The following is a 23,307-nucleotide window of genomic DNA, read 5'->3' on the forward strand; positions in this document are numbered from 1 at the left end:
GCGGAGCATCGTCGGCGGATGGCACGGCGGGATCGAGGCGCGGACGCCCGGCCGTCGCGCGTGCGCCTCGGCGGCCTCCTCGTCGCGCTCGCCCTGGGCCAGGGACTCGTCGTGCTCGTCGTGCTGCCCGGTCGCTCGGCCTCGGCGCAGGCGGGGCTGTGGACCGGGTCGCTCGGCATCGTCCTCGCTGTCGCGGTGGCGGTGCAGGCGGCGATGGTCGCGCTCGCGGTGCACGTCGTCGTGCGGCAGCAGCGCATGGACGTCGCCGAGCACGGCGCGACGCGGCGGGCGAGCGAGTGGTGGGCGCTCGAGCGCTGGGCGTGCCTCGCGGTCACGGCGCTCGCCGGCGACGTCGTCGCGCTCGTCGTCGGCGTCGCGCGGGGTGCGGCGGAGATGGGGGCGGAGGGCGGAGAGGTGGAGGGCGCGGGGTGGCGCGCGGTGCTCGTCGCCGTCGCGGTGCTCGCGGGCCCGGCGCTCGCCGCCGCCACGGGCGTGCGCTGGCTCGTCGCGCGCTCGCGCGTCGCGGTGGACGGCGAGGTGCACGCGCTCGCGACCCGCACGCGCACGAGCGTCGTGGGCAGGCGCATCCACCCCGAGCGCATCGGTCGCGTGCCGACGGTCGTCGAGAGCACGGGGCCCGGCAGGAGCTGACGCATCGCCCTGTGGACGGCTGCGGAGGGCGCGCCGACGCCCCGGCTACCGTGCCCGCATGCCCGAGGCCGACGTCGCCGCCGCACGCCGCGTGCGCGCCCACGACGTCGTGCTGGGCGTCGCGCTCGCGATCGGCGTCGTCGCGCTCGGCGTGGGGGAGGGCTGGCATGCGTCGCCGGGCGTCGCGGCCGTGGGCGTCGTCGCCGCAGCGCTCGTCGCCCCGGCGCTCGCCCGCATCGACGTCGCGGTGCGGCTGCTGCCCAACGCGCTCACGCTCCCGCTGCTCGCGATCGGCGCCGCGTGCGCCGTGATCGCCGGTGCGCGCGGCGCGTGGCACGGCCCCGTGCTCGCGGTCGTGGTCGCGCTCGTGCTCGGCGTGCTGTGGTGGACGGGCGGGATGGGCGCGGGCGACCTCAAGCTCGGCGCGGGCCTCGCGCTCGCCGTCGCCCCGCTCGCGTGGTGGCTGCCGCTCGCGACGCTCGCCGCCGCCGTCGTGCTCGGCGGCGTCGCGGGGCTCGTCGCGCGCGTGCGCGGCGCTGCATCCGTCGCGTTCGGGCCGTGGCTGCTCGCCGGCGCAGGGGTCGCCGTCGTGCTCGCGACCGGCTGAGCCGGGCTGCGCGTTGCGCCGTGTGACGACGCGATTCGTCGGCGCCGCACCCCGGTTCCTAGCGTGGGGAGCACCCCGCACCACAGCCCAGGAGCTCCACCATGTCGAACCTCGCGCGATCCCTCGCAGCGGCCGCCGCCGCATCCACCCTCCTCCTCGCCGGCTGCGCCGGTGCCGCCGGCGGCGAGGCCGAGGCCGAGCTCGGCACCGAGGGCAACCCCGTGCGCCTCGGCGTCGTCGGCGCCTCCGACCCCTACTGGGCCACCTACGAGGAGGCCGTCGCAGCCGAGGGCATCGAGCTCGAGGTCGTCGACTTCACCGAGTACACGCAGCCGAACCCCGCGCTGACCGAGGGCGACCTCGACATCAACCAGTTCCAGCACATCCAGTACCTCGCCGACTACAACGTCGCCTCCGACAGCGACCTGCAGCCGATCGGTGCGACGGCGATCTACCCGCTGGGCCTCTACTCGACGCAGTACGACTCCGCCGAGGACATCCCCGACGGCCAGACGGTCATCGTGCCGAACGACACCGTGAACCAGGCGCGCGGCCTGCTCGTGCTGCAGTCGGCCGGCCTCATCGAGCTCGAGGACGGCGGCTCGCCCTTCTCGACGCTCGAGGACATCGTCGAGGACGGCTCGCGCGTCGAGGTGCAGGCCGTCGATGCCGCCATCACGGCAGGCTCCCTCGGCGAGGTCGCCGCGGCGATCGTCAACAACGACTTCCTCGACCAGGCCGGCCTCGGCGACGACGAGGAGATCTCGGCCGACGACCCGTCGGACCCGTCGGCCCTGCCGTACGTCAACATCTTCGCCGTGCGCGCCGACGACGTCGAGAACCCCGTGCTGCAGCAGCTCGTCGAGATCTACCAGACGACGCAGGACGTGACCGATGGCGTCGTCGAGCAGTCCGGCGGCACCGCGGTCCTCGCGACCACCCCGGTCGACGAGCTGCGCTCGTCGCTCGCCGACGTCGAGCAGTCGATCCGCGACCAGCAGTAGCACCGACGCATCGCGGGCGCCGAGCACTCGGCGCCCGCGTTCGCGCGTCTCCACGAGAGGAGCAGCATGCCGCACATCGCCATCCGCGACGTGACGAAGACGTACCCGGGCCGACGGCGCCGGGATGCGGCCGTGACCGCGGTCGACTCGGTGAGCCTCGACGTCGAGCGCGGCGACGTCTTCGGCGTCATCGGCTACTCGGGCGCCGGCAAGTCGACGCTCGTGCGCCTCGTCAACGGCCTCGAGCCGGTGTCGAGCGGCTCGATCGAGATCGACGGCGTCGAGGTCACGACCCTCGCGCCCGCCGCCCTGCGGGAGGTGCGCCAGGGCATCGGCATGATCTTCCAGCGCTTCAACCTCCTGCGGTCGCGCACGGTGCGCGCCAACGTCGCGTACCCGCTCGAGGTCGTGGGCACGCCCCGCGCCGAGCGGCGCGCGCGCGTCGACGAGCTGCTGCGCTTCGTCGGCCTCGCCGACAAGGCCGACGCCTACCCCGAGCAGCTCTCGGGCGGGCAGCAGCAGCGCGTCGGCATCGCCCGCGCGCTCGCGGCCTCCCCGTCGATCCTGCTCGCCGACGAGGCGACGAGCGCCCTCGACCCCGAGACGACCGACGAGGTGCTCGACCTCCTCGCCCGCGTCAACCGCGAGCTCGGCGTCACGATCGTCGTCATCACGCACGAGATGGACGTCATCGCCCGCATCGCGACGAAGGTGGCCGTCATGGAGCAGGGCCGCGTCGTCGAGTCGGGTGCGACCTACGACGTGTTCACGAACCCGACGACCGAGACCGCCCGTCGCTTCGTGCGCACGGTCGTGCGCGCCCTGCCGGACGGCGACGCCCTCGCCGAGCTGCGTGCGCGCACGCCCGGCAGGCTCTTCACGATCGCGTTCACCGACGAGGGCGCGAGCGAGGCGCGCGTCTTCGGCGCCCTCGCGCGCGCCGGCGTCGACTTCCACCTCGTGCACGGCGGCGTGGACGACATCCAGGGTCGCGTGTACGGCCTGCTCACGATCGCGGTCGAGGGCGACGACGCGGCGATCCGCGCCGCGCTCGCCGGCATCGGCGCGGGCGTGACCGTGACGGAGGTGACGGCATGACCGCGCTGCAGGATCTCCTCGCCGAGGTGCAGGCGCTGCTGCCGGCGCTCTTCGAGCAGACGGGCATCACGCTGCTGCTCGTCGCCGCGTCCCTCGCCATCGGCGGCGTCGCGGGCCTCGTCGTCGGCACGGCCGTCTACGTCACGCGCCGCGGCGGCGTGCTGCAGCAGCCGGTCGTGTACTGGGTGCTCAACGTGATCGTGAACACGTTCCGGCCGGTGCCGTTCATCATCCTGCTCGCCGCGCTGCAGCCCATCGCCCGCGCGACGATCGGCACGGGGCTCGGCAACGCCATGGCGGTCTTCGCGATCTCGATCGCGGCCACGTTCGGCATCGCGCGCATCGTCGAGCAGAACCTCGTCTCGGTCGACCCGGGCGTCGTCGAGGCGGCCCGCGCCATGGGTGCAGGGCCGTGGCGCATCATCGGCACGGTGATCCTGCCCGAGGCGCTCGGGCCGCTCGTGCTCGGCTACACCTTCGCGATCGTCGCGATCATCGACATGTCGGCCGTCGCGGGCATCGTCGGTGGCGAGGGCGTCGGCAACTACGCCATCGCCTACGGCTTCCGGCAGTTCGATCCCGTCGTGACGTGGAGCGCCCTCGTGCTCATCGTCATCGTCGTGCAGCTCGTGCAGGCGCTCGGCAACGCGATCGCCCGGCGCATCCTGCGACGCTGACCGCACGGCGAGGCAGGAGCGGTCGCTCGCAGCGCCACGTGACGCCGCGTTGCGGCCGCCCCTGCCGCTCGCGCCGCCGCGGCCGCAGGATGGGCGCATGAGCGCCTCCTGTCCCACCGTGCTCGTCGGCAGCGTCTCGCAGCCCGACGCGGCATCCGTCTTCCGCACCGTCGCCGAGCACCTCGACGTCGTGCCCCGCATCCCCGACGGCGAGGTCGGGGAGCGGTTCTACTGGATCCAGTTCCAGACCCACAGGCTCGACGAGGCCACGGGCCTCGAGCGCGTCGGCGAGCCCGGCTTCCGCATCCGCGACCGGTTCGACGTGCGGCCCTTCCGCGTCGTGGGCGACGTCGCGCTGCCGGACCTCGGCTACGCCGACGCCGCGATCGACTCGTACGCCGTCTTCCGCGGGCTGCAGGACGAGGGCGTCGTGCCCGCGGCGACGCGATTCCAGGTGTCGCTGCCGACGCCGATCGCCGTCGTGGGCGCGTTCCTCGAGCCGGGCTCGCGCGCGGCGTTCGAGCCGATCTACGCGGCCGCGCTCCGCGCGGAGCTCGACCGCATCCTCGCCGCCATCCCGCACGACGCCCTCGCGATCCAGTGGGACGCCGCCGTCGAGTTCGCGATCCTCGAGCGGCAGCGCGACGTCGCGTTCGTCGTCGAGCCGTGGTGGGGTGCGGATGCGCTCGCGGGCGTCGTCGAGCGCCTGCGCGACGTGGGCGCGTGGGTGCCCGCGGCCGTCGAGCTCGGGTACCACCTCTGCTACGGCGACGTCGAGGAGGCGCACTTCGTGCAGCCGGAGGACGCGGGCACGCTCGCGAGCGTCGTGCGCGCGCTGCTGGCCACGACGACGCGCCCGATCGCGTGGATCCACCTCCCCGTGCCCATCGAGCGCGACGACGCCGCGTACTTCGCCCCGCTGTCGGACGTCGACTGGGGCGGCACGACGCCCGTGCTCGGCCTCGTGCACCACGAGGAAGGCGTCGACGGCGCCCTGCGCCGCGCACGGGCCGCCGCGCGGTCGGTGCCGCCATTCGGCATCGCGACCGAGTGCGGCTTCGGACGCGGGCCGCACGAGCGCACCGTGCCGCTGCTCGAGCTGCATCGCGAGGTCGCGGCAGCGCTGGGTCGCTGACGCACGAGGGCCCGTCGGCGATGCCGACGGGCCCTCGACGCGCGATGGTCAGGACGGCGCGGTGGTCAGGACTGCTCGGTCGTCACGACTGCTCGGCCGCGTCGCCGTCGCCTCGGCCGCGCATGCGGGCGAGGAGGCCGGCGCCGATCGCGACCGCGGCGGACGCACCCGCGACGAGCGGTGCCGCGAGGCCCGCGCCCGTCTGCGGCAGGCCGCCGCCTGCGCCGCCGCCCGCGCCGCCGGACGCACCCGGCGCCGAGGTGCCGCTCGGGCTCACCCCGTCGCTCGGCGACGGCACGACCGGCGGTGCGCTCGGCGAGCCGGACGGCGACGTCGACGGCCCGGGCTGCGACGGCCCGGGCTGCGACGGGCCGGGCTCCGACGGTCCGGGACCCGGGTCGACCGCGATCGGCAGCACCTGCACGACCGTCGGACGCGGCCCGTGGAAGGTGCCGTCGACGCCCGTCGCACCGGCGGGCGCGTAGTCGGGCCACACCGACGACGGCGTCTCGAACGCACCGTCCTCGCCCGGGTGCTGCACGGCGACGAAGACGTGCCACTCGTCGTCGTGGATGACGGGGCCGCACGTCTCCGACTCGACGGGCACCGAGAGGAACTGCTCGACGAGCCCGCGCTGCGCGCCCTCGAGCCGCACGCGGAACAGGCCGTCGTTGTAGCCGATGCCATCGGGGGCGCCGTCGGTCGAGACCCACAGGTTGCCCTCGGAGTCGAAGGCGAGGTTGTCGGGGCAGGAGATGGGCGAGACCTGGTCGACGGGGAAGCCCGAGAAGTAGGTCTGGTCGCCCTGCGCGGGGTCGCCGCACAGCATGAGGATGCTCCAGCGGAACGTCGTGCCGGTGTGGTCGCCGCCGTCCTCGGCGATCTCGATGACGTGGCCGTCGCGGTTCTGGGTGCGCGGGTTCGGCTCGTCGGCGACGGCGTTCGTGCCCACGCCGCGGTTCGAGTTGTTCGTGCACGCCACGTAGATGAGCCCCGTGGCCGGGTTCGGCTCCACGTCCTCGCAGCGGTCCATCTTCGTCGCGCCCACGGCGTCGGCGGCGAGGCGGGTGTGCACGAGCACCTCGTCGACCGCCATGCCGTCGACCTGCGAGACGCCGCCGACGACGAGCGGCAGCCAGCGGCCGGAGCCGTCGAACGCACCGTCGCTCGGCACGGTGCCCGAGCCGTCGATCTCGGCCGTCGAGGTGCCCTCGAACCGAGCGACGTAGAGGTCGCCCGTCTCGAGGAGCGTCATGTTCGCCGCGCGGGCGCCCTCGACGTAGGTGCCGGCCGAGACGAACTTGTAGAGGTAGTCGAAGCGCTCGTCGTCGCCCATGTACGCCGCGACGCGGCCGTTCGCCGCGACGTGGACGTTCGCGCCCTCGTGCTTCATGCGACCCATGGCCGTGTGCTTGCGAGGCGTCGAGTCGGGGTCGAACGGATCGACCTCGACGATCCAGCCGAAGCGGTTCGCCTCGTGCTCGTACCCGGGCGTGCGGGTGTCGAAGCGCGGGTCGTCGAGCTCCCAGCCGCGTGCGGTCGCGGCGTCGGCGAGCCCGTAGCGGCGGTCGGCGGCGCTCGTGGCGGCGGACCGGAAGTAGCCGTTGAAGTTCTCCTCGCCCGAGAGGATCGTGCCCCACGGCGTCGTGCCGCCCGCGCAGTTGCCGAGCGTGCCGAGGGCGACGGTGCCCGTCGGGTCGGCGATCGTCTGCAGCAGCGGCGAGCCGGCCGCCGGGCCCGTGATGGCGTACGGGGTGTCGTCGAGGAAGCGGCGGTTGCGACGGGCTCCCACGACGGGCTCCCATGCCGATGCGGCGTCCGTGCGCGTGAGCTCGACGACGCTGAGGCCGTGCGCGGCTCGACCGACGGCGCGGACGCGCGCCTGCTCGCCCGCGAGCTGCACGGCGGGGAACATGATCGTCTCGTTCGTGTACTCGTGGTTCACGAACAGCAGCGCCGTCGTCGCGTCGATGCGGAGGATGTCGGTGTAGTCGCAGTTGTAGCCGAACTGCCTGCGCTGCTTCGCCGCCGTCTGGTCGAGCGCGTCGAAGGCGGGGGAGTCGGCGAAGAGCGGGTCGCCCCAGCGGAGGATGGGCTGGTACGTGAACCCCTCGGGCACCGTGAGCTCGTCGACCGTCGCCGCCACGGGCGCGATGGGCGCGAAGCCGAAGGCGGCGCCCGGCACGGGCGGCGCGGCGAGCGCGGAGGAGGCGCCGGCGATCTGCTGCGTCGTGAGCAGCGCGACCGTGCCGGCGACGCCTGCGCCCAGCAGCGCGCGGCGCGAGAGCTCGGCATCGACGATGTCGCGCAGGTATCCGTTGCGCGACGTGTTGCACACGTCTCCGAGGCACGCGTTCGCGCACTTCAGCTGGCACGTGACCGCGCTGCGCTTGCCGCGCACGTGCGCGGCCATCGGCAGCAGACGACGGCGTTCGACATCGACCATGGGAGCCCCCTCCTCGAGCGCCGCCCGTCGATCGACGGGAGCGCTTCGACCACGGAACCCTCCGCAGGTGGACGGCAGGTGTCGTGTCGGAGGCCTGGCGGTGGCTGCCCGCCGACGCGACCGCGAACGTCCAGCGGTCGGTCAGCGGCCCAGCAGGTTGGCGCGCAGCCCGCGGTCGTCGAGCTCCCGGCGCAGGATGCCGCGCCGTCGCAGGATGGGCACGAGCTCGTCGAGCGTGCGGTGCACCGTCACGGGGTGCAGGTCGCCCCACAGCAGGAAGCCGTCGTTGTCGACCTCCTCGCCGAGCTGCTCGATCCGATCCGCGAGCTCCTCGGCCGTGCCGACGAGCCCCGTGCCGTCGCCGGTGCGCCGCAGGCGGGCGAGCCCGGCGAGCAGGACGCGCAGCGGCGTCGTCGTGGCGTCGTGGTCGCCGACGAGCCGCGCGATCGAGCCGTGCGAGACGTGGTCGCCGAACGTGCCCGGCGGGATGGGAGCGTCGAGGTCGAGCGAGACGAGGTCGGTCTCGAGGTCGCTCGACTGCCCACGCGCGAGCTGCACGATCGTCGCGTCGTCGGGGTTCGCCGACGCGCGCACGAGCCGGTCGGCCTCCTCGACGCTCGCGACGATCGTCGGCTGGATCGCGAAGAGCACGCGGATGTCGTCGGCCGACCTCCCCGCGGCGACGGCGGCGGCGTGGATGCGTGCCCGGTACGCCCGCAGGGCGCTCGCCTCGAGCGGCGCGAGCGCGAGCTGCACGTCGGAGTGGGCGCCCGCGAACCCGAGGCCGCGGCCCGAGCCGCCCGGCGAGACGACGACGGGCTCGCCGTCGGTGAACGGCACGGCGTTGAGCGGCCCCTCGAACGCGAAGTGCTCGCCGCGATGTCGCGTGCGATCCAGCAGCGAGCCGTCGACGTACGTGCCCGACGCGACGTCGGCGACGAGCGCCCCCTCCGGCCACGAGCGCCACAATGCCCGCACGCCCGTGAGCCACTCCTCGGCCCGGTCGTAGGCGGCGTCGTGGCCGAGCGGCGGCTCCGCGCCGAAGTGCCGAGCGCTGCCCGTGTCGGTGACGACGTTGACGCCGAGCCGGTGACCCGAGAGATGCTGCAGCGAGGCGAGCTGCCGCGCGGCGGTGTACGGCGGCAGCGACGCGGGGTTCACCGTCGGCGCGATGCCGATCGCCCGGGTCGCGGCGAACAGGTACGGGGCGAGCAGCAGCGGGTCGAGCTTCGGACCGCCGAACGCGTGACGCACGCGCACGTCGAGCGTCTCGGGGCTGCCGAGCGAGGGCGAGTCCTCGATGACGAGCAGCTCGACGCTCGCCTGCTCGAGCTCGCGCACCGACTGCTGGTAGAGCGCCGGCGACGTCCACCGGTAGTCCCAGTCGAGGTACGGATGCCCCCACCCGTGCGGTCCGAACCCGCGGGCGAGGAACCACCCGAGGTGCTGCTGGCGCGTCATGCCGTCGCCGCCGCGAGGCCGCGCTCGAGGTCGCGCACGAGGTCGTCGACGTCCTCGATGCCGATCGACAGCCGCAGCGTGCCCGGGCCGATGCCCGCGGCCGCCAGCTCGGCGTCGGTGCGCTGCGTGTGGCTCGTGGTGCGCGGATGCAGGATGAGCGAGCGCACGTCGCCGAGGTGGGTCATCGGCGTGAAGAGCGCGAGGGCGTCGATGAGCCGCCGGGCGGCGGCCTGCCCGCCGTGGAGGGTGCAGGCGAAGACCGAGCCCTGTCCGCGCGGGAGGTAGCGGTCGGCGAGCGCGCGGTACGGGCTCGAGGGCAGCCCCGAGTAGTCGACGGAGGCCACGGAGGGATGCGCGTCGAGGAACGTGGCGATCGCGAGGGCGTTCGCCGACTGCCGCTCGACCCGCAGCGACAGGGTCTCGAGGCCCTGGCCGACGAGGAAGGCGTTGAGGGGCGAGATCGTGGGCCCGAGCCGCACGGCGACGCCGTCGCGCAGGTGGGCGATGCGCGCGAGCGGCCCGTGGCGCTCGACGCGGCTGGGCCCGCCGCCTCGGCTCGGCGCGACGAGGTGCGGGTACAGGTGGCCGGAGCGCTCGGCGTCGAACGTGCCGGCGTCCACGATCGCCCCGCCGAGCACCGATCCCTGCCCTGCGAGGAACTTGCTCGCGGAGTGCACGACGACGTCGGCGCCGTGCTCGATGGGGCGCAGCAGGTACGGGGTCGCGAGCGTGGCGTCGACGACGAGCGCGATGCCGTGCTCGTGGGCGACGTCGGCGATCGCACGGATGTCGACGAGGTCGTTGCGAGGGTTGGGGATCGCCTCGACGAGCACGACGCGCGTCTCGGGGCGGACGGCCGCGCGCCAGGCGTCCGGGTCGCTGCCGGCGACGAAGTCCGTCGCGACGCCGAGGCGCGCGAGGTCGTCGAGCAGGAGGCCGCGCGTGCCCTCGTAGAGGCTCGCGCCGGCGAGCACGTGGCCGCCGGCGCCGACGAGGCCGAGCAGCGCGACGGCGATCGCGGCCTGCCCGCTGCCGACGAGCACGGCCTCCGCACCGCCCTCGAGCGCCGCGATGCGCCGCTCGACCGCCGTGATCGTCGGGTTGGCGACGCGCGTGTACGAGTAGCCGTCGCCGGTGCGGAAGTGCTCGGCGGCGTCGTCGAACCCGTCGAACGGGAAGCCGGCGCTCAGATGCAGCGGCGTGGTGCGGGAGCGGATGGGCTCGTCGACCTCGATGGGCTGCAGCTGTCTGGTCGCGAAGCCCAGCGGGGGAGCGGATGGCGAGCGGCGGAGCATGCGTCATGCTGGCACGCGCGCACCATCGCGCGACGGCGTCTTACGCCCCGTGACGAGGCGGCTCGGGCAGCGCCTCGGCGTACGCGCGCACCGAGCGCCGGTACGACGGCAGCGTCGGCTCGAGCGCCTCGACGAGCAGGCGGACGGCCTCGCCGCTGCGGCCCGCGTCGTGCAGCGCGAGGGCGAGGAAGATCGCGCGCGCGTCGCCGACGGCGTCGTGGTCGGGCGCGTGGGCGAGCACGTCGATCGCCTCGTCGATCCTGCCGAGGTTGCGCAGCGTCGAGCCGTGCTGGATCGCCAGACGGGCCGCCCGCTCGTCGTCGAGCCCGAGCTCGAGCGCGCGTCGGTAGTGCGCCGCAGCGACCTCCTCCATGCCGAGCGCGTCGAAGACGCCGCCGAGCTCGAACGGTCCGCGTGCGTCGTCGGCGGCGAGCTCGGCGACGAGCGCCCGCATGCGACGGATCATCGCCTGCGGGGCGTCCTCGTCGAGCTCGGCCCAGAACGCGTCGATGCGCTCCTGCCAGTCGCTCATCCGGCCACCTCGAGCCCCGCGTGGTGCGCGGCGAAGGCCAGCTGGTCCGCGAACTCGAGCGCGGCCGCATCCTTCGGCTTGCCCATGCCGTGGCCCGCACGCGTGTCGATCGAGAGCACGATCGGGGCCTCGGCGCCGCTCGCCGCCTGCGCGCGCTGCAGCTCGGCGGCGAACTTGAACGAGTGCGCGGGCACGACGCGGTCGTCGTGGTCGCCCGTCGTCACGAGCGTCGGCGGGTAGGCGACGCCCTCGCGGATCGCGTGCAGCGGCGAGTAGGCGGCGAGCGCCGCGAACTCCTCGGCGTCGTCGGGGTCGCCGTAGTCGCTCGTCCACGCCCAGCCGATCGTGAAGCGGTGGAAGCGCAGCATGTCGAGCACGCCGACGCCCGGCAGCACGGCCGCCCACAGCTCGGGCCGCTGCGTGAGCGCGGCACCGGCCAGCAGGCCGCCGTTCGAGCGGCCGTGCAGCACGAGGCGCTCGGGCGTCGTGACCCCCGTGGCGACGAGGTGCTCGGCGACGGCGTACAGGTCGTCGAACACCTGCTGCTTGCGCTCCTTCGTGCCCTGCTTGTGCCAGTCGGAGCCGAACTCGCCGCCGCCGCGCAGGTTCGGCACCACGAGCACGCCGCCCGCGTCGACCCAGGCGGCGAGCACGGCCCGGAAGCCGGGGTTCATGGGGATGTTGAAGCCGCCGTACGCCCACACGAGCGTCGGGCGCGGCTCGGTGCCGTCGTCGCCGTCCGGGCGCACGACGAACGCGGGCACCTCGGCGTCGTCGGAGCTCGTGGCGCGGATGCGCGTCGTCGTCGCCTCGGGCGCGGCGGGGCCGGGCGTCGGCAGCGTGCGGTGCGACACGAGCCGCGCGCCGTCGACCTCGACGACGTGGCGCGTGCCGCGGTCGACGAACGACGACGTCGTCGCGTGCACCGTCGTCGACGATGCCCGGGCGGAGAGGCCCGTGAGGCTCACGCCCTCGCCGATCGGCACCGCGTCCCCGAGCGCGCCGTCGTCGGTCGCGAGCTGCAGGCGGTGCGAGGCGTCGTGCGAGTACTCGAGCACGAGCCCGCCGGCGGTGAGGGAGGCGCCGAGCAGCACGTCGGTCTCGTGCTCGGGCACGACGGTGCGCTGCGCGCCCGTCGCGAGGTCGAACGCGGCGAGGCGGTAGCGAGCCGCCCCCTCGTCGGTGACCGCGAAGAGCACGTCGTCGCGGATGCCGACGGCATCCCACTCGTGCTCGTGCCCGTCGACGAGGCGCAGCCGGTCGTCGCCGCCGTGCCGGGCGACGGCGAGGTCGTTGCCGCTCGAGGAGCCCGTGTCGGTCGAGAGCACGAACCAGCGCTCGTCGCGCGGCCAGTGGCGCGCGAACATGCGCGGCTCCTCCGGCCGCGTCCACACGACGGCGTCGTCCTCGACCGGCTCGCCGACGACGTGCGCCATGAGGCGGCCGGCGCCCATCTCGTCGGTGAGGCCGTTGCCTGCCGGGGCGTCGTAGGCCCAGTACGTGAACGACCGCTCGCCCGGCAGCCACACGGGCGAGTTCCACTTCGTCCACGGGATCTCGTCGGCGAGGTCGGCGCCCGTGACGACGTCGCGCACGCGCAGGGTGCGCCAGTCGGAGCCGCCGTCGGCGACGCCGTAGGCGAGCAGCTGGCCGTCGGGGCTCACGGATGCGGCCGTCACCGACACGGTGCCGTCGGCCGAGAGCGCGTTGGCGTCGAGCAGCACGCGGCCGCCCTCGAGCTCGTCGACGCTGTCGGCGACGACGAGCACGTCCTGGTTCTGCCCGTCGTTGCGCCACGCGAAGACGCGTCCACCGCGCTCGAACGGGCAGCCGCGCGTGGGCGCCGTGAGCAGCGCCGTCACGCGCTCGCGGAACGCGTCGCGCGCGGGCAGCGCGGCGAGGATGGGCTCGGCGAACGCGTTCTGCGCCGCGACGAACGCGGCGGTCTCGGGCGAGTCCGCATCCTCGAGCCAGCGGTACGGGTCGGCGATCGTCCTCCCGTGCAGCTCGTCGACGGTCTGGTCGCGCCTCACGGCCGGATATGCACGCATGCCATCCATGCTGTCAGAGACGAGCCGAGGCCCTCTGCCGAGCCTGCGAGCAGGGGCGGCGGAGGGCCTCGGGCACGGCGGGCGGTGCTAGCGGGCGACGCCCGGGTGCGTCATCGACAGCAGGTCGAGGGCCTTGTCGAGGTCGGCCTCGGTGAGCTCGCCGCGCTCGACGTAGCCGAGGTCGATGACGGCCTCGCGCACCGTGATGCCGGCCTTGACCGAGTGCTTGGCGATCTTCGCGGCGGCCTCGTAGCCGATGAGGCGGTTGAGCGGCGTGACGATCGACGGGCTCATGCCGGCGAGCGCGGCGGCGCGCTCGACGTTCGCCTCGAGGCCGTCGACGGTCTTGTCGGCGAGCACGCGCGACGCGTTCGACAGCAGGCGGATGGACTCGAGCAGCGCGGTGCCCATGACGGGGATCTGCACGTTGAGCTCGAACGAGCCCGACGCGCCCGACCATGCGACGGTCGCGTCGTTGCCGATGACGCGCGCGCAGACCATGAGCACGGCCTCGGGCACGACGGGGTTCACCTTGCCGGGCATGATCGACGATCCGGGCTGCAGGTCCGGGATCGCGATCTCGCCGAGGCCCGTGTTCGGGCCGGAGCCCATCCAGCGCAGGTCGTTGCAGATCTTCGTGAGCGACACCGCGATCGTGCGCAGCGCGCCCGACGCCTCGACGAGGCCGTCGCGGTTCGCCTGCGCCTCGAAGTGGTCGCGCGCCTCGGTGATGGGCAGGCCCGACGACGAGGCGAGCTCGGCGATGACCTGCTCGGGGAAGCCGAGCGGCGTGTTGATGCCGGTGCCGACGGCCGTGCCGCCCTGCGGCACCTCGGCGACGCGGGGGAGCGCCGCCTGGATGCGCTCGATGCCGTAGCGCACCTGCGCCGCGTAGCCGCCGAACTCCTGGCCGAGCGTGACGGGCGTCGCGTCCATGAGGTGGGTGCGGCCGGGCTTGACGGCGTCCTTCCACAGCGCGGCCTTGGCCTCGAGGGCCGTCGCGAGGTGGTCGAGCGCGGGGATGGCCTGCTCGATGAGCGCACCCGTGACTGCGACGTGCACGGAGGTGGGGAAGACGTCGTTCGACGACTGCGAGGCGTTGACGTGGTCGTTGGGGTGCACGGCCGAGCCGCGGTGGCGCGTCGCGAGCGTCGCGAGGACCTCGTTCATGTTCATGTTCGACGACGTGCCCGAGCCGGTCTGGTACGTGTCGACGGGGAACTGGTCGTGGTGCGCGCCGCCCACGATCTCGTCGGCCGCGGCGACGATCGCGTCGGCGACGTCGGCCTCGAGGATGCCGAGGCTCCGGTTGGCGATCGCGGCCGCGCGCTTGATGCGCGCGAGCGCGACGATCTGCGCGGGCTCGAGCCCCGAGCCGGAGATGGGGAAGTTCTCGACGGCGCGCTGCGTCTGCGCGGCGTACAGCGCGTCGACGGGGACGCGCACCTCGCCCATCGTGTCGTGCTCGATCCGGTACTCGGTCATGCTCTTCGCCTCTCTGCTCGGTGCTGATCCGCCGCTCGTGGCGGCACGGGGTCCTCGGGGGCTCGGCGTCAGCCGAGCTCGGCCGTGACGGCCTCGACGAGCGCGAGCATCTCGGCGTCGTCGGCGGTGCCTGCGACGACGAGCGTCGAGTCGTCGGTCTCGGTCCATGCGACCCACGCGAGGTTGCCGGCCGACTCGCGATCGCGCTGGTCGGACACGGTCCACTCGACGCCGTCGACGTCGAGGGTGCCGGTCTCGGTCGCCTCGCGCGTCGTCGCGGCGAGCCAGGTGGCGTCGGCGCCGACCCCCTGCGTCACGGATGCGAACTGGTCGTCGGCGGTGACGTAGCCGACGAACCACTGCGCGATGCCGGCGGGGCCGTCGCGCAGCTCGGCCGCGTTGGCGCCCCAGCCCTCGGGCACGTCGGGTGCGACGACGTCGACCCCGAGCGACGCGGAGGCGTCGGCGGCGGGGCCGGCGACGTCGACGGGCTCGGGCGCGGCCGGGCCCGGCCGCATGACGACGATGACGATGACGGCGACGATCGCGAGCGATGCCAGCAGGGACAGGACGAGGTTGACGAGGGTCTGGTTCGCCCGGTGCCGCGCACGCGACGCGGCCTTGCGGTCGGCGATCTCCTCGGGCGTCTCGGGGCGGCCGAGCTCGGCGACGACCCGCGGCGGCTTGGCGCTCATGCCTGCGCCTCGGTGCCGCGAGCGGCGTCGAGTCGGGCGCGCGCGCCCTGGAGCCAGTGCTCGCAGCGCTCGGCGAGCGCGTTGCCGCGCTCCCACAGCGCGAGCGACTGCTCGAGCGTGCTGTCGCCGGACTCGAGGGCCTGCACGACGCGCACGAGCTCGTCGCGCGCGGCCTCGTAGCCGAGCTCGTCGGCGGGCGTCTGCCCGGATGCCGCAGCGGTGTCGCTCACGAGCATCGATCCTACCGCCGCACCGCCGACGCGGCAGCGGGGGTGGAAGGACCTCGCCGTCCAGGTGGAAGGATCGAGGGATCCCTGCCCAGACCGAGAGGATCCGCCGTGCACCAGCCGTCCGAGAGCACCCTGGACGAGATCCGCACGCTCGTCGCGTTCGACACGACGAGCCGTGACTCGAACCTCGAGCTCGTCGCGCACGTCGAGGCGCGGCTCGAGGCGCTCGGCGTCGCCTCGACGCGCATCCCGAACGCCGAGGGCACGAAGGCGAACCTGCTCGCGACGATCCCCGCGGCCGACGGCTCGACGACCGGCGGCATCGTGCTGTCGGCGCACACCGACGTCGTGCCCGTCGACGGCCAGACGTGGTCGAGCGACCCCTTCTCGCCCGAGGTGCGCGGCGACCGGCTCTACGCGCGCGGCAGCGCCGACATGAAGTCGTTCCTCGGCGTCGTGCTCGTCAAGGCGGCCGACATGGTCGCGGCGCCGCTGTCCGAGCCCATCCACCTCGCGCTCTCGTACGACGAGGAGGTCGGATGCGTCGGCGCCGTCGACCTCGTCGCCGAGCTCGCGGGCCGCGGCGACCTGCCGCGCGGCTGCGTCGTCGGCGAGCCCACGAGCATGCGCATCGTGCGCGGCCACAAGTCGATGAACGTCTTCCGCGTCGACGTGCGCGGCGTCGCGGCGCACTCGTCGCTCACGCCGCAGGGCGAGAACGCGATCGTCGCCGCCGCCGAGCTCGTGCGCTTCGTGCAGGGCGTCGCCGACGAGATGCGCGAGCAGGGCCCGTTCGACGAGGGCTACGTCGTGCCGTACACGTCGGTGAGCGTCAACCGCATCGACGGCGGCATCGCCGTGAACACCATCCCGGCCGAGTGCTCGATCCACTTCGAGTTCCGCGCCCTCACGACCGTCGACCACGAGGCGCTCGTCGAGCGCTTCCGCGCCGAGTGCGCCCGCATCGAGGCCGACATGCGCTCGCGGTTCCCGCAGGCGTCCGTCGAGCTCGTGACGACCGCGGCGGCGCCCGGCGTCGACACCCCCGCCGACGCCGAGATCGTCGCGCTCGCCGCGGCGTGGGGCGCCGTGCCGAGCGACGACAAGGTCACCTACGGCACGGAGGCCGGCCTGTTCGCGAACGCCGGCATCCCCACCGTCGTCTGCGGCCCGGGCGACATCGCCCAGGCCCACGCGCCCGACGAGTTCGTCGAGCTCGCGCAGATCGCCGCGTGCGAGGCGTTCGTCGACCGCCTCGTCGCCGACCTGCGCGCCTGACGCCCCCTTCGACCCATCCCATCCCACGGAGCATCCATGAGCACCAGCACCCCCGAGACCGCCACGCAGGTCTCGCCCGAACGGCTCGCCGCCGCCCGCAAGGCGGTCATCTCGTCGTCGATCGGCGCCGCCCTCGAGTGGTTCGACATCATCGTCTACGCCTCGTTCGCCGTCGTCATCACGCGCGTCTTCTTCCCCGACGCGGGCGAGTACGGCCTCCTCCTCACGTTCGCGACGTTCGCGACGACCTACCTCATCCGCCCGCTCGGCGGCATGATCCTCGGCTCGTTCGCCGACCGGAAGGGCCGCAAGAACGCCCTCACGATCACCCTCATGCTCATGATGGTCGGCACGCTGCTCATGGCCGTCGCGCCGAGCTATGCCGCCGTCGGCGTGTGGGGCGGCGTCGTCATCCTGCTGTCGCGCCTCATCCAGGGCTTCTCGGCCGGCGGCGAGTTCGGCACGGCCACGACGTTCCTCATCGAGACCGCGCCGCACCGCAAGATGTTCTACGCGTCGTGGCAGATCGCGGCGCAGGGCGCCTCGATGCTGCTCGCGTCGGCCTTCGGCTTCGCGCTCAACACGTACCTGACGACGGAGCAGCTCGACTCGTGGGGCTGGCGCGTGCCGTTCTTCGTCGGCCTGCTCATCGGCCCGGTCGGCCTCTACATCCGCGCCCGTCTCGCCGAGCCCACCGAGCTCGGCGCCTCCGAGCGCACGCGCTCGCCGCTCGGCACGCTCGTGCGCGAGCACTGGGGCCGTCTGCTCGCGGGCTCGGCCGTCATCGGCGTCGCCACGATCTCGGTCTACATGATCCTGTACATGCCGACGTTCGCCGTGACGAACCTCGACATCCCGCCGACCGCGGCGTACCTCGGCGGCATCGTCGCGGGCGCCATCGCGCTCGTCGGCTCGCCCTTCGTCGGTCGGCTCGCCGACCGCGTCGGCCCCGCACGGGTCATGACGTGGGCGGCGATCGCGGCGCTCGTGCTCGCGTTCCCGATCTTCCAGGTCATCGTCGTGCTGCGCAGCGTGCCGGCGCTCATCGTGTCGATCGCGCTGCTCGGCCTCATCATGGCCTTCTACTTCGCCCCGCTGCCGGGCCTGCTGTCGTCGATGTTCCCGGCGGAGATCCGCGGCACGGCGCTGTCGGTGACCTACAACGTCGGCGTGACGCTGCTGGGCGGCATCGCGCCGCTCGTGCTCACCGAGCTGCTGCGCGTCACGGGCCTGCTGCAGGCGCCGAGCCTGTACTACATGGCCATCGCGGTGCTGTCGCTCGTCGGGCTCTTCTTCGTGCGCCGGAGGTTCGGCCAGCGCTGACCTGCGACGCCGATGGGGGCGCGCGGCCTCGGCCGTGCCGCCCCCATCGGCGTCCGCGGCGCGTCCGTCGCGCGAGGGTCAGTCGGCCGGATGCGCCTCGGCGACCTCGGCCGCGATCGTGCCGGAGGCGAGGGTGACGAGCAGGGCGTCGCCGCGCGCGGCGTCCGCAGCGTCGCGCAGCACGCCGCCCGAGGCGGTCTGGACGACGGCGTAGCCGCGGTCGAGCGTCGCCTGCGGGCTCAGGGCGCGCAGGCCGTCGGCGAGCCGGTGGATGCCGTGCTCGGCGCGCTCGACGGCGCGCGAGGCGAGGTCGTCGGCGCGCACCGCGAGCTGCCGCACCTCGCTCGTGTGCGCGTCGACGAGGGCCTCGGGGCGTGCGAGGGACGGGCGCGAGCGCACGGCCGCCAGCCGGTCGACCTCGTTCGCGACGCGCTGCGTGATGCGCGAGCGCATGCGGGCGCGCGCCTGCGAGACCATGTCGAGCTGCTCGGCGACGTCGGGCACGACGCGCTTCGCGGCATCGGTGGGGGTGGAGGCGCGCAGGTCGGCGACGAGGTCGAGCAGCGGCCGGTCGGCCTCGTGGCCGATCGCCGAGACGATCGGGGTCGTCGCCGCCGCGGCGGCACGCAGCACGCGCTCGTCGCTGAAGGCCAGGAGCGACTGGAAGTCGCCGCCGCCGCGCGCGACGACGATGACGTCGACGTCGGGATGCGCGTCGAGCGTCTCGATCGCCCGCACGACCTCGCGCGGCGCCGCGTCGCCCTGCACGGCCGCGTGCACGACCTCGAAGCGCACGCCGGGCCAGCGCAGGCGCGCGTTGCGCAGCACGTCCTGCTCCGCGTCGGAGTCGCGACCGGTGACGAGCCCGACGCAGTGGGGGAGGAACGGCAGCCGGCGCTTCCGCGCGGGATCGAAGAGCCCCTCGGCGGCGAGGCGCTGCCGCAGCTCCTCGAGGCGCGCGAGCAGCTCGCCGAGGCCGACGTGGCGCATGGCGCGCACCTGCATCGACAGCGTGCCGCCCTTCGCCCAGTACTCCGGCTGCACGAGCGCCACGACGCGGTCGCCCTGCGAGAAGGGCTCGCGCAGCGTCGAGGTGAAGGCCTTCGCGTCGATCGTGAAGTCGTCGTCGACGTCCTTCACCTTGCCGAAGACCATGCCGCGACGCACGTTCCACTGCGTGAGCTCGCCCTCGACCCACACGGCGCCGAGGCGGGCGACGTACGACTGCAGCTCGGTCGCGAGGCGCCCGACGGCCCACGGCTCCTCGGGGGAGCCCGTGACGCGATCGCCCATGCGGCCTCCGAACGTAGGATTCGAGTCGTGACGATCACGAACGGCCGGATCCCGCTGGCCGCGCCGCGCGCTCCGATCGTCCGGAACAGGCTAGTCGACCCCGGCGACGCAGGGCCGCGGCGCATCCGCATCGCGAGCCCGCGCGGCTACTGCGCCGGCGTGGACCGCGCGGTCGTCACGGTCGAGCAGGCGCTCGCCCAGCACGGTGCACCCGTCTACGTGCGCAAGCAGATCGTGCACAACCGGCACGTCGTCGCCGAGCTGGAGCGACGCGGCGCCGTCTTCGTCGAGGAGGTCGACGAGGTGCCGCCCGGCGCGCTCGTCGTCTTCAGCGCGCACGGCGTGAGCCCCGCGGTCGTCTCGGCCGCCGCGGAGCGCGGGCTCGAGGCCATCGACGCGACGTGCCCGCTCGTGACGAAGGTGCACCGCGAGGCGCAGCGCTTCGCGCGCGACCACGCCCACATGCTCCTCATCGGCCACGCCGGCCACGAGGAGGTCGAGGGCACGATGGGCGAGGCGCCGGATCGCATGACGCTCGTGCAGTCGCCGCAGGAGGCCGACGTCGTCGAGGTGCCGGACGGGAGGCTCGTGTGGCTCAGCCAGACGACGCTCTCGGTCGACGAGACCATGGAGACCGTGCGGAGGCTGCGCGAGCGCTTCCCGCACCTCGAGGATCCGCCGAGCGACGACATCTGCTACGCGACGCAGAACCGCCAGGTGGCGATGAAGAAGGTGTCGCCCGGATGCGATCTCGTCATCGTCGTCGGCAGCGCGAACTCCTCGAACACCGTGCGACTCGTCGAGGTCGCGCTCGAGCACGGCGCGCGCGCCGCCTACCGCGTCGACGCGTCGCGGGAGATCCGGCAGGAGTGGCTCGAGGGCGTCGCGACCATCGGCGTCTCGAGCGGCGCGAGCGTGCCCGAGGTGCTCGTCGACGAGGTGCTCGCCGAGCTGTCGGATGCGGGCTGGACGCTCGTGGAGGAGGTCCGCACCGCCGAGGAGGACCTCGTCTTCTCGCTGCCGAAGGAGCTTCGCCCCTCGCGTCGCTGACGCGCGGCGCCGGACCCTATCCCCTCGACCTCGCCGGGCGACATGCGCTGCGCGCGGAGCGGTCGCGGGGGCATCCTGGATGCGACGCCCGCCGACCGGCGGCGTGCAGGACGGAGGATCCCATGACCGACGAGACCGTGCAGGACGCCGGGGACTGGAGCGACCAGGTCGCCGAGGGCGTCGACTACGACGAGACGCTCGGCGATGCCGCCGAGGAGCCCGCGCCCTCGGGCGTCGACGACTCCGAGGCCATCTCGGCCCAGGACGTGCCCGACGGCTACGAGGACCGCGACGAGGACATCGCCGACGACGACCCGGCCGACGTGCCCGACGAGCACGGCGGAGCGCAGCACTCGCTCGACACCGACGACGACGGCGTCGACGACACCGTGCTGCCCGAGGGCACCGACTCGATCGTCGACGAGAGCAGCGACTGGGAGTGAGCGGATCCCTGGCGTCGTCCAGGGTGCACGGCTACCGTCGGGGGACGGCGACGGGCGCCGCCCTCGCCGGGCTCGAGCGAGGAGGCATCATGAGCATCCGCGACCGACTGCGCCGATTCTGGCAGTCCCTCACCGGCTCCGGCGTGCAGACGCACGGCGACGACCCGCTGCCCGGCCAGCAGGACTCGGCGAACCCGGGCCTGCAGGCGAACGCCGAGATCCAGACGCGCAACCGTCACGGCTACGGCACGGGCACAGGCCTGGGAACGAGCCTCTAGGCGCTCGCGCGGGCTCGGACGGGATGTCCGAGCCCGCGTCCGAGCCCGCGTCCAGCATCGAGGGCGCAGGATTGCCGCATGCGACGATCTCCTCTCCTGCTGCGGCTCGCGATCGCGAGCCTCGTCATCGGCGCGTTCGCGCTGGTGCGGAACCTGCTCTCGACCTTCTCGACGCTGCAGGAGTACCCCGGCACGACGTTCCTGCCCGTCTTCCTCTCGACCGAGGGCGACACGGGTGGCACGTCGCCGATCTTCGTCTTCTTCGTCTGGGGCCCGCTCGTCTTCGGCCTGCTCGGCATCGCCCTGCTCGTCGCGCACGTCGTGACCTCGCGGGCGGGCAGGGCGCAGCAGCAGCAGCCGCAGCAGCAGGCGTGGCAGCAGCCGCAGCAGCAGGGCTGGCAGCAGCCGCAGCCGTGGCAGCCGCAGCAGCCGCAGCAGCCGCAGCAGCAGCCGCAGCAGCAGCCGCCGCAGAACCCGGTGCAGCCGCTTGGCGGCCAGCAGCAGCCGCCGCCGCCGAACGCGTCGGACCGCATCCAGCCCTGACGCGGCGCGTCGCTCGCCGCGCGTGCCGCTCGCCGCGCGGTCGTGCGCGGACGACCGATCAGGCGGCGCTGGCCGTCCGCGCCGCGCGGCGCGCACCCCGCACGAGCACGGCCGCGGCGCCTCCGGCCGTCGCGATGGCCAGCGCGATCCCCGCCACGAGGATGCCGCCCGCGGGCGCGACGACCGACTGCCCCGAGAGCGCCTGCGCCGTGAGCACCGCGAGCGACAGCGCGACGGCGACGGCCGCGACCGCGACGAGCTCGAGGCGGGTGCGACCGTCGTGCAGCAGCGGCACGCGCAGCGCTGCGAGCTCGAGGCCGAGCGCGGCGAGCGGCAGCAGCTGCAGCGCGTGCATGCCGACGAAGTGCGGCACGCGCAGGTCGCCGGCGACCGTGCTCCAGCCGAGCAGCGGCAGCCCGGCGCCGCCGTCCGCGACGCCGACGGCGTGCGCGCCCGCGATGCCCTGGAAGTCGTCGAGCTGCGCGGCCGTCGGGCCCGTCATGAGGAATGCGAGCGCCATGCCGACGAGGCCGAGCACGACGCCGGCGCGCACCGCGAGCGTGCGCGCGGCGTCGGGCATGGGGTTCAGGGCGAGGGCGACGGCGACGACGAGGCCCGCGATCCACAGCACGGCGATCGAGGTGCCCATCACCGCCCACAGCGCCGCGGCGAGCGGCGTCGAGACGTTGAAGTGGCTCGTCGTGCCAGCCGCCGCCGCGCCGACGATGATGACGATCTCGGCGACGATCGCGACGACCGTGATCGTGCCGGCGACGTCGGCGATGCGTCGCCACCGCCGCAGCTGCCCGAGCATCCATGCGAGGGTCACGGCGTAGAGGCCGAGCGAGATCGCGAACTTCAGCGGCTTGAGCCACGCGCCCTGGCCGAGGATCTCGCGCTGGTCGACGACGGCGAGCACGGCGGCGACGACGGCGAGCATCCCCATCGCCGCGGCGAGCACGACGAGGCCGCGATGCCAGCGGTCGGGGGCCGGGAGGCCGAGCGGAGCCGCGCGGACGGGCGACGGTGCGGGTGCGATGGTCATGCGTGCTCCTCGACGTCGCGCGGCGCGACGATGGCGATGCGATGGCGGGTGGTCATGGCTGCGGATCGGCGCCGGGGCCCCAGGTGCGGGACACGTGCTCCTGCGCGATGCGGCGCAGGCCCGCGAGCATGGCGTCGCCGAGCGCGGTGCCGACGGCGACCGTCTCGGCCATGCGATCGCGGTCGCCCCGATGGGCGGCGACGGCGGCGACGTCGCCCCGGGCGATCTCGAGGACGGGCTCGGCGTACCGCTCGAGCATGTCGCCGAGGTCGTCGCGGTCGATGCCCGCGAAGCCGTCGAGCACCTCGGCGCACTGCGCGATGCCGGGGTTGTCGTCGCACACCGTCCAGCCGCGGTCGTGCACGAGCGCGCGCACGCGCTCGACCGCATCCGTCGAGGGATCGGCGTCGGTGCGCGAGACGGCCTCCTGCGCCGTGGACAGCACGTGCGAGACGGGCAGGGCCGGATCGTCGATCGCGGCGAGCACCGAGCGCGTCGCCGCGACCGAGAGCCCGCCGGTGTCGAGCAGGGCGCGGATGAGGTGGAGCCTGCTCGCGTGCTCGTCGCCGTAGGCGGTCTGGTTGTAGCCGACGCGCTCGCCGGCGGGCAGCAGCCCCTCGCGCACGTAGTGCTTGATGGAGGCGCTCGTCACGCCGGTGCGGCGGCTGAGCTCGGCGATGCGCATGT

Annotated in this window: 23 protein-coding genes; 12 read left to right on the forward strand and 11 right to left on the reverse strand. The window is 74.1% G+C overall.

Translation table 11 applies throughout. The annotated features are described in order from the left end of the window. Nucleotides 1–18: 18 nt before the first annotated feature. From ABD249_RS09880 to ABD249_RS09905, 6 genes are all read left to right on the forward strand, one after another. Nucleotides 19–651 carry a hypothetical protein gene (locus ABD249_RS09880; RefSeq protein ID WP_344343051.1) on the forward strand — a complete coding sequence of 211 codons (633 nt, stop codon included), beginning with the start codon at nt 19–21 and terminating at the stop codon, nt 649–651. A 58-nt stretch (nt 652–709) separates the two neighbouring features. Continuing rightward, on the forward strand, nt 710–1,258 hold the full coding sequence (locus ABD249_RS09885; RefSeq protein ID WP_344343053.1) for a prepilin peptidase: 549 nt from the start codon (nt 710–712) through the stop codon (nt 1,256–1,258). A gap of 101 nt (nt 1,259–1,359) precedes the next feature. Next, nucleotides 1,360–2,262, forward strand: a complete 903-nt coding sequence (locus ABD249_RS09890) for a MetQ/NlpA family ABC transporter substrate-binding protein (protein ID WP_344343055.1) — start codon at nt 1,360–1,362, stop codon at nt 2,260–2,262. A 66-nt stretch (nt 2,263–2,328) separates the two neighbouring features. Further along, complete coding sequence (locus tag ABD249_RS09895; RefSeq protein ID WP_344343057.1) at nt 2,329–3,360, forward strand: methionine ABC transporter ATP-binding protein; 1,032 nt, start codon at nt 2,329–2,331, stop codon at nt 3,358–3,360. Continuing rightward, a complete protein-coding gene (locus ABD249_RS09900) occupies nt 3,357–4,037 on the forward strand; it encodes a methionine ABC transporter permease (RefSeq protein ID WP_344343059.1) in 681 nt (226 codons plus the stop codon). Before ABD249_RS09895 ends, ABD249_RS09900 begins: the two co-directional genes overlap by 4 nt. Before the next feature lie 97 nt (nt 4,038–4,134). After that, nucleotides 4,135–5,172 carry a hypothetical protein gene (locus ABD249_RS09905; RefSeq protein WP_344343061.1) on the forward strand — a complete coding sequence of 346 codons (1,038 nt, stop codon included), beginning with the start codon at nt 4,135–4,137 and terminating at the stop codon, nt 5,170–5,172. Between the two features lie 82 nt (nt 5,173–5,254). On the opposite strand, the gene ABD249_RS09910 is transcribed toward ABD249_RS09905, so the two are convergent. From ABD249_RS09910 to ABD249_RS09945, 8 genes are all read right to left on the reverse strand, one after another. Continuing rightward, nucleotides 5,255–7,618 (reverse strand): PhoX family protein, encoded by a 2,364-nt coding sequence (locus ABD249_RS09910; RefSeq protein WP_425546315.1) that lies wholly within the window; start codon nt 7,616–7,618, stop codon nt 5,255–5,257. Nucleotides 7,619–7,759: 141 nt separating this feature from the next. Then, nucleotides 7,760–9,079, reverse strand: coding sequence for an LLM class flavin-dependent oxidoreductase (locus ABD249_RS09915; protein WP_344343063.1), 1,320 nt, complete (start codon nt 9,077–9,079; stop codon nt 7,760–7,762). Next, complete coding sequence (locus ABD249_RS09920; RefSeq protein ID WP_344343065.1) at nt 9,076–10,374, reverse strand: O-acetylhomoserine aminocarboxypropyltransferase/cysteine synthase family protein; 1,299 nt, start codon at nt 10,372–10,374, stop codon at nt 9,076–9,078. The genes ABD249_RS09915 and ABD249_RS09920 overlap by 4 nt, the downstream gene beginning before the upstream one ends. A 40-nt stretch (nt 10,375–10,414) precedes the next feature. Beyond that, on the reverse strand, nt 10,415–10,906 hold the full coding sequence (locus ABD249_RS09925) for a tetratricopeptide repeat protein (protein WP_344343067.1): 492 nt from the start codon (nt 10,904–10,906) through the stop codon (nt 10,415–10,417). Further along, a complete protein-coding gene (locus ABD249_RS09930; RefSeq protein ID WP_344343069.1) occupies nt 10,903–12,957 on the reverse strand; it encodes a prolyl oligopeptidase family serine peptidase in 2,055 nt (684 codons plus the stop codon). The genes ABD249_RS09925 and ABD249_RS09930 overlap by 4 nt, the downstream gene beginning before the upstream one ends. Before the next feature lie 87 nt (nt 12,958–13,044). Next, nucleotides 13,045–14,442, reverse strand: a complete 1,398-nt coding sequence (locus ABD249_RS09935) for a class II fumarate hydratase (protein WP_344343071.1) — start codon at nt 14,440–14,442, stop codon at nt 13,045–13,047. 68 nt (nt 14,443–14,510) lie between these two features. Then, complete coding sequence (locus ABD249_RS09940; protein WP_344343073.1) at nt 14,511–15,137, reverse strand: DUF4245 domain-containing protein; 627 nt, start codon at nt 15,135–15,137, stop codon at nt 14,511–14,513. Continuing rightward, complete coding sequence (locus tag ABD249_RS09945; RefSeq protein WP_344343075.1) at nt 15,134–15,373, reverse strand: exodeoxyribonuclease VII small subunit; 240 nt, start codon at nt 15,371–15,373, stop codon at nt 15,134–15,136. The genes ABD249_RS09940 and ABD249_RS09945 overlap by 4 nt, the downstream gene beginning before the upstream one ends. A gap of 102 nt (nt 15,374–15,475) precedes the next feature. On the opposite strand from ABD249_RS09945, the gene argE reads away from it, so the two are divergent. After that, nucleotides 15,476–16,645, forward strand: a complete 1,170-nt coding sequence (argE, locus tag ABD249_RS09950) for an acetylornithine deacetylase (protein ID WP_344343077.1) — start codon at nt 15,476–15,478, stop codon at nt 16,643–16,645. A gap of 36 nt (nt 16,646–16,681) precedes the next feature. Next, nucleotides 16,682–17,968, forward strand: coding sequence for an MFS transporter (locus ABD249_RS09955; protein WP_344343079.1), 1,287 nt, complete (start codon nt 16,682–16,684; stop codon nt 17,966–17,968). A gap of 78 nt (nt 17,969–18,046) precedes the next feature. Here the strand turns inward: ABD249_RS09955 and xseA are convergent, their stop codons facing one another. After that, on the reverse strand, nt 18,047–19,261 hold the full coding sequence (gene xseA, locus ABD249_RS09960; protein ID WP_344343081.1) for an exodeoxyribonuclease VII large subunit: 1,215 nt from the start codon (nt 19,259–19,261) through the stop codon (nt 18,047–18,049). A gap of 75 nt (nt 19,262–19,336) precedes the next feature. Here xseA and ABD249_RS09965 point away from each other — a divergent pair, with 75 nt between their 5' ends. The 4 genes from ABD249_RS09965 (at nt 19,337) to ABD249_RS09980 (ending at nt 21,575) form a co-directional block, all read left to right on the forward strand. Further along, the gene (locus tag ABD249_RS09965; RefSeq protein ID WP_344343922.1) at nt 19,337–20,311 is read left to right on the forward strand and encodes a 4-hydroxy-3-methylbut-2-enyl diphosphate reductase; all 975 of its coding nucleotides are present in this window, start codon (nt 19,337–19,339) and stop codon (nt 20,309–20,311) included. Nucleotides 20,312–20,433: 122 nt separating this feature from the next. Then, nucleotides 20,434–20,754 (forward strand): hypothetical protein, encoded by a 321-nt coding sequence (locus ABD249_RS09970; RefSeq protein WP_344343083.1) that lies wholly within the window; start codon nt 20,434–20,436, stop codon nt 20,752–20,754. A gap of 89 nt (nt 20,755–20,843) precedes the next feature. Next, entirely contained in the window at nt 20,844–21,032 is a 189-nt protein-coding gene (locus ABD249_RS09975) for a hypothetical protein (protein WP_344343085.1), read from the forward strand. A gap of 78 nt (nt 21,033–21,110) precedes the next feature. Next, entirely contained in the window at nt 21,111–21,575 is a 465-nt protein-coding gene (locus tag ABD249_RS09980; RefSeq protein WP_344343087.1) for a hypothetical protein, read from the forward strand. 58 nt (nt 21,576–21,633) lie between these two features. Here the strand turns inward: ABD249_RS09980 and ABD249_RS09985 are convergent, their stop codons facing one another. Then, nucleotides 21,634–22,620 (reverse strand): hypothetical protein, encoded by a 987-nt coding sequence (locus ABD249_RS09985; RefSeq protein ID WP_344343089.1) that lies wholly within the window; start codon nt 22,618–22,620, stop codon nt 21,634–21,636. Nucleotides 22,621–22,672: 52 nt separating this feature from the next. After that, entirely contained in the window at nt 22,673–23,305 is a 633-nt protein-coding gene (locus tag ABD249_RS09990) for a MerR family transcriptional regulator (protein ID WP_344343091.1), read from the reverse strand. Nucleotides 23,306–23,307: the final 2 nt, after the last annotated feature.

Source organism: Agrococcus versicolor, from assembly GCF_039531815.1.
GTDB classification, from domain to species: Bacteria; Actinomycetota; Actinomycetes; order Actinomycetales; family Microbacteriaceae; genus Agrococcus; species Agrococcus versicolor.